We start from the raw sequence: 5842 nt of genomic DNA on the forward strand, positions 1-5842 counted from the left end.
GAGTACATTCTTGTCTTTAAGTACTACAGAAACTTTATTATCTCTATATATTATGAATTGCTTTTCTTCCAAACAGGTCAAAGTCTATGATTCAATTGTTATAATGATTACTATAGAATAAAGAAGTTTAGTTTGGGGGAGTTAATATGGACATTCGGATACATAGTGATTTTTCCAATGCAAATCTCGATGAAATGAAGGAAGTTTATGCTTCTGTTAAGTGGACAAAGCATACAAACGAGATTATTAAACAAGTTTTTGAAGCCAGTAATGTCATAGCATTAGTTACAGTTAATGGCCGAATTATTGGGTTTGGCAGGGCGATGACGGATGGTGTTTTTAATGCAGCGATTTATGACGTTGTGGTCCATCGAGATTTTCAAAGGCAAGGAATAGCTAAAAAAATTATGGGGTTTTTACTTGATAAGCTAAGTAATGTTTCTTGCGTACATTTATTATCAACAACTGGGAATGAAGATTTTTATCGAAAACTTGGCTTAAAAAGACTTAAAACAGGAATGGCAAGGTATCTAAATCCTAATCTAAGTGATGAGTATTTAGAGTAACTTCTTCAACAAACGGATGATTTTGTTGGTATTCAAGCTTCTAATATAAAAATAAAGCATAAATTTACCGTTGCGGCAAAGTTATGCTTCAAATCACACAGATATGGAGGTCTTTTTGTGACTATTCGTTTGGAAAGAGTGAGTTTCGAAGAACAGCCCATTCTACATAACATTATGCAATATTATGTTTACGAGTTCAGTAAATATGTGAAAAGCATCAAATTAAACGATAATGGAATGTATGAGCCTTTTAATCTTACTATGTATTGGGAAAGTTCAAATCATCACCCGTTCTTTATTAAAGTGGATGATGAATTAGCAGGATTTGTTCTGGTTAAAAGCAAAACATATACAGAACCCAGCACTATTGAAGAGTTTTTTGTGATGAGGAAGTTTAAAGGTAAGGGAATAGGGAAAGTAGCTGCAATGAAAATATTTGATATGTTTACAGGGAGATGGAAAATTACACAAATACAAAAAAACTATCCGGCACAAGCATTCTGGCGAGGTGTCATTTCCGAATATACAAATGGAAAATATTACGAAGAGTATGATGAACATAGAAGATCAGTTCAGGAATTTGATACGAATGGGTTAATGAAGTAGAGATTATATCTAATTAGAAGGAGGAAATAGACTTGTCCATACCAGTAAAGGATAGTTATGTTCTTGTAGCAGGATTTGCCCAACTTCCAAAAGGAACTCCCATCTATGAGATACAAAAAATGATAGGCTGTGTGCTAATTATCGATAAAGATACGGAAACAATTATAGATGCATCTTTTACTTTTCTCATGTCGATAACAAATGACTTCATCTCTTCTTTCTTTCGAGGTAAATCTGTAGGGAATGGTATTGAACCACTCCTAGAAGAAGTGGAGACCAAATTCCTGGTTCCCCCTCAACGGGCCGTGATTCAATCTATCCGGTTTGCATATGAAAGATATTTAGAAATAAAAGGAGAATAAAATATTTGAAAATTAAAATGTTTGAAAATTAAAATTATTCAATATATAATAGGATGTAAACCAATACATTCTGGCTTATCTACCGGAACGGGACAGTGAACCCAGTTCCCAACTAAGTAGATAAAACACCAGTAGACTAAGAGAAGCATAGCGATTTTTTCGTGTGCATTTTCTTTGACTACTGGTTTTTTTACATATAAGAATTTATAAAATTCTTATATGCATAAGTGCAACTAAGGCTTTGCCCGCGCCAAAGGCTTGGTAGAGCCAAGTTTTCTACTATTCCACTTTCATTTCAGGGAGGTTACGACCATGCAATTTGGATTATTTACTGTTTTTGACAATTACAAAGGAAAATGTAATCGTACTCCAGAAGAATTACTTCACGAGGTACTAGAGCAGACAAAGGCGGCAGATAAGTGGGGGTATGACTCAGTTTGGTATGCTGAACATCATTTTAGTGAATACGGTATTCTTACATCTCCACAATTATTATTAACGGCGGCAGCTCAGCACACCCAAAACATTCGATTAGGGGTATCTATTGTTTCGCTTCCTTTTCATAATCCTATCCAAGTTGCAGAAGATTACGCACTTCTGGATGTTTTAAGCAATGGGAGGCTCAATCTGGGACTAGGTAGTGGATATTTACCACATGAATTCGCAGGCTTTAATGTAGAAGGAAAGGACAAAGCATTCCGTTTTAACGATGCGCTTGCTGTTATAGAAAAGGCATGGACAGGAGAAAAATTCTCTCATCAAGGTGAATACTTCCAATACACAAACATTCAACTTCAGGTTATTCCCAAGCAAAAACAAGTACCACTTTGGATTGGTGCTCTTCGTTCGCAAGGTGCTCAATATGTAGGGAAGATGGGCTATAACATCATGGGTGTTCCTTATGTATCCAGCAATTCTATTGCTGAACTGGATCAAGTCATTTCCGATTATAAAGCGGCTTATCGTGAAGCAGGTCATGATGAGAGCAAAATCAAGATCCCGCTCGCGCTGCATACCTTTGTTGCCGAGACAAGAGAAGAGGCAATTCGTATTGCCAAGCCTCATCTTAACCTATACCTTGATACCCGTCAGTATGGCAAAGGTGCACAGTATGAGGATCTAGAGCAACGTGAACAGTTACTTATTGGTACGCCAGAAGATGTGATCACCATGCTGAAGAAATACCAACAAGCGGGCTTAGACCACATTATGATGCTGATGAATTTTGGAGGACTGCCTCATGAACAGGTATTGAAATCTATGGAGCTAGTGGCTAAACAAGTTATGCCTGTTATGAAAGAAGCCACAAGTCAACAACTCATGACTAAAGTCACAAGCTTGTAACTACCCGATAGTACAAGCGTCTTTCGACTCCTATCTTTTTTCGCTTTTACAAGCGTAGTGTTACATCAGGGCAGGTTGACATCTACCCTACATAGTAGGTCATGCCTACTATGTACCGTTAAGACGGTTTGTTTAATCTTCAAAGTTTTACGGTTGTAACGACTTTCTACAACCAATCCTATACTTTGAGTTTTCAAAGAACTATACAAGTGCCTTTAGTAGCAAGTGCTACCCAACGGTTTTCTTGTACCTAAATAATACCATAAAGGAGGTAGCGGTGGAGTGAGTCGGCTATAAACCACGCCTGAAACGACTCAGTTTCCTCACACGAATAAAGTCGCGTGTCTCCACTGAGAAAATATGAAACTAATAGGAATTTCAGGAACAATTTTGGGGGCGAAAACCTGTTTGCTAGTAAATAAAGTATTGGATGAAGTGAAAAAATTTCATCCTCAGGTAGAGACCTCCATACTAGACCTGCGAGATTATAATATGCAATTTTGTGATGGTCGTCCACTTGCTTCCTACAATGAAGATACACAACGAATAATTAACCAGATCCAAGAAGCAGATTTTTATTTGATTGGCCTTCCCATCTTCAATGGTTCTATGCCTGCGCCACTAAAAAATATTTTTGATTTGGTTCCACCTACTGCTTTTCGCCATAAAGTAATGGGATTTGTTGCAAATGGTGGAACGTATCAACATTATCTGGTTATTGAAAATCAAATGAAACCAATAGCTGGCTATTTACGCTCCTTTGTAGCGCCTAGCTATATCTACGTAACGAATGATCATTTCAACGAAGCTAATGAGATAATTGATACACAGGTACTAACCAGAATCGAAATATTAGCGAATGAGCTAGTCTACATGCAAAAAGGATTAAAAGAGGACATGCAATACGGATTGAAATGGGAGAAACAAATAAAGGAGGGCTGAAACGAATATGAGCCAAATATCCTTGAATCAACTTCCTGAGAATGTAAATGGAAAATCTACAAATCCTGGTATCCCGCGACGTTTAACATTTTTAGTTGTAGCCGCCTGTTGGTTTGCCATGCTGGCAGATGGCTACGACTTGGGAATCTATGGAGCAGTATTGCCAAAATTATTAGAGTACGAGGCATGGTCTCTTACTTCAGCTCAGGCAGGTGCAATTGGTAGCTATGCTTTGGCTGGTATGTTAGTAGGAGCAGTATGTGTAGGAACAATCACCGATATTATCGGGCGTAAATGGACTCTTATTAGTTGTATTATCTTATTCTCCATCACAATGGGACTAGCTGCTATGGCAGCCACGCCAGGGATGTTTGGTTTTTATCGCTTTATAGGCGGTATTGGTCTAGGTGGAGTAATCCCTACCGCTTCAGCTCTTACCATTGAATATTCTCCCACTCATCGCCGTTCTCTCACTTACGCCCTCATGTTTACAGGTTACTCGCTAGGAACTGTACTAGGAGCCATATTCGCAATTCTATTTTTAGAGCAAATGGGTTGGCAGTTTATGTTTTGGATTGGCGCAATTCCCTTATTGTTTGTTCCGTTTTTGATGTATTATTTACCTGAGTCTGTCAGCTTTTTAGTAATGCGCAAACGAATGAAAGAAGCTGAAGCGATTTGTAAACGTTATCACACAAAAATCACGGATATTCTAGATCCAAATGTTGAAGGGAAGAAGCCAGAAAAGGTGAAAATTTTGGAGGGTCTTTCTGCCGTTTTTTCGCCATCATATCGAAGAGCAACGATATTTTTATGGATTACCTATATTATGGGTTTCTATTTGGTATACGGATTGAACACATGGCTTCCTCAAATGATGAGGCAATCAGGATATCCCCTCGGATCAAGCCTTTCTTTTTTACTAACGCTAAACCTTAGTGCCACAATAGGGGCTTTGCTTGCCGGGACTTTGGCGGATCGTTTTGGTTCCAAGCACATCATTAGCATATCGTACTTAATGGCCGCCATTTGTATTGCTCTTCTTACTGTTAAGTCCTCAATGTTTGTGGTATATCTTTTGGTGGGAATAGCAGGCTTTGGAACCGTAGGAATTACGCAAGTGCTTAATGCTTACGTAACCAAATACTATCCTTCCAATGCCCGGGCAACAGGTATTGGACTCGGATTAGGATGTGGACGGATAGGCGCCATTTCTGGTCCTATTGTAATAGGTATCCTAATTGCGATGCAGGTTGACCAAATGTGGAGCTTCTATACCTTTGTTATTACTGCTTTTCTTGCTTGTGTCGCTATTATGTTTGTTCCAGATAAAAAGAATGAAATTGTATAAAAAGCTAAAAGGCATGTTACCCGATTATTTCTTGGGCACATGCCTTTTTCTATAACCTTATGATCGATACCGATAGATACAAATCATGGAATATCTTTACGTAGACGGACGATCTGGACCCTCCAGTTTTTTATCTCCATACCCTGGTCGATCATCTTGTACTTTTTTTGGCTGATTATTTGCCTCTTCTCGTACCTTGGAATTATCGGAGTAACGTTGTTTATCCATACTCATCGCTTATTCCCTCCTTTATAATCTGATAGATATTATTCCCAATACAAAAATCTGTACGCAGCACCAGCATGTTTCTCTTGCGCTTGTAGCCTATTTTTTTCTGCTTCATCCTCAATAAAAACCAGTAATGAGGAAAATGGAGCCGCATTATCTGGGTGTGAAGCAGCTGGATCATCTTGATAGAAATAGTTCTTCATACAGTATCCTCCTCAATCTTTCGAATTTCAGTACAGCTAGTATGAGCAAAAGGCGTGGTGACCTATTCCCTGTTTTTTTTTCTGTGAAAAACGTCTCGACGTTTTTCATAAAACTGGATGTGACCGCTTGCGGTCCAACAAAACGGTCATGACCGTTTTGTTCCTAGGAAACAAGTAAATAGCCTATCTTTCGTAAAACAGGCATTTGTCCAGCGCGGTAAGTGCTGACAAGACATATAA

General features: G+C 38.5%; 8 protein-coding genes. 6 read left to right on the top strand and 2 right to left on the bottom strand.

Annotated features, from left to right (window positions below; all coding sequences use genetic code 11):
• Window positions 1–146 precede the first annotated feature (146 nt).
• From LM917_RS23325 to LM917_RS23350, 6 genes are all read left to right on the top strand, one after another.
• The gene (locus tag LM917_RS23325; RefSeq protein ID WP_232700108.1) at window positions 147–566 is read left to right on the top strand and encodes a GNAT family N-acetyltransferase; all 420 of its coding nucleotides are present in this window, start codon (window positions 147–149) and stop codon (window positions 564–566) included.
• A gap of 117 nt (window positions 567–683) precedes the next feature.
• Window positions 684–1172: a GNAT family N-acetyltransferase gene (locus tag LM917_RS23330; RefSeq protein WP_232700109.1), complete on the top strand. Its 489-nt coding sequence runs from the start codon at window positions 684–686 to the stop codon at window positions 1170–1172.
• A gap of 32 nt (window positions 1173–1204) precedes the next feature.
• Complete coding sequence (locus LM917_RS23335) at window positions 1205–1534, top strand: DUF3870 domain-containing protein (protein ID WP_232700110.1); 330 nt, start codon at window positions 1205–1207, stop codon at window positions 1532–1534.
• Between the two features lie 312 nt (window positions 1535–1846).
• Window positions 1847–2878 carry an LLM class flavin-dependent oxidoreductase gene (locus LM917_RS23340; protein WP_232700111.1) on the top strand — a complete coding sequence of 344 codons (1032 nt, stop codon included), beginning with the start codon at window positions 1847–1849 and terminating at the stop codon, window positions 2876–2878.
• 360 nt (window positions 2879–3238) lie between these two features.
• A complete protein-coding gene (locus tag LM917_RS23345; protein ID WP_232700112.1) occupies window positions 3239–3820 on the top strand; it encodes an NADPH-dependent FMN reductase in 582 nt (193 codons plus the stop codon).
• Between the two features lie 7 nt (window positions 3821–3827).
• The gene (locus tag LM917_RS23350) at window positions 3828–5171 is read left to right on the top strand and encodes an MFS transporter (protein WP_232700113.1); all 1344 of its coding nucleotides are present in this window, start codon (window positions 3828–3830) and stop codon (window positions 5169–5171) included.
• A 96-nt stretch (window positions 5172–5267) separates the two neighbouring features.
• Here the strand turns inward: LM917_RS23350 and LM917_RS23355 are convergent, their stop codons facing one another.
• Together LM917_RS23355 and LM917_RS23360 are read right to left on the bottom strand one after the other, a co-directional pair.
• Window positions 5268–5405 (bottom strand): hypothetical protein, encoded by a 138-nt coding sequence (locus LM917_RS23355; RefSeq protein WP_232700114.1) that lies wholly within the window; start codon window positions 5403–5405, stop codon window positions 5268–5270.
• Between the two features lie 32 nt (window positions 5406–5437).
• On the bottom strand, window positions 5438–5602 hold the full coding sequence (locus LM917_RS23360; protein ID WP_232700115.1) for a hypothetical protein: 165 nt from the start codon (window positions 5600–5602) through the stop codon (window positions 5438–5440).
• Between the last annotated feature and the right edge of the window lie 240 nt (window positions 5603–5842).

The sequence above is a fragment of the Brevibacillus daliensis genome (assembly GCF_021245735.1).
GTDB classification, from domain to species: domain Bacteria; phylum Bacillota; class Bacilli; order Brevibacillales; family Brevibacillaceae; genus Brevibacillus_B; species Brevibacillus_B daliensis.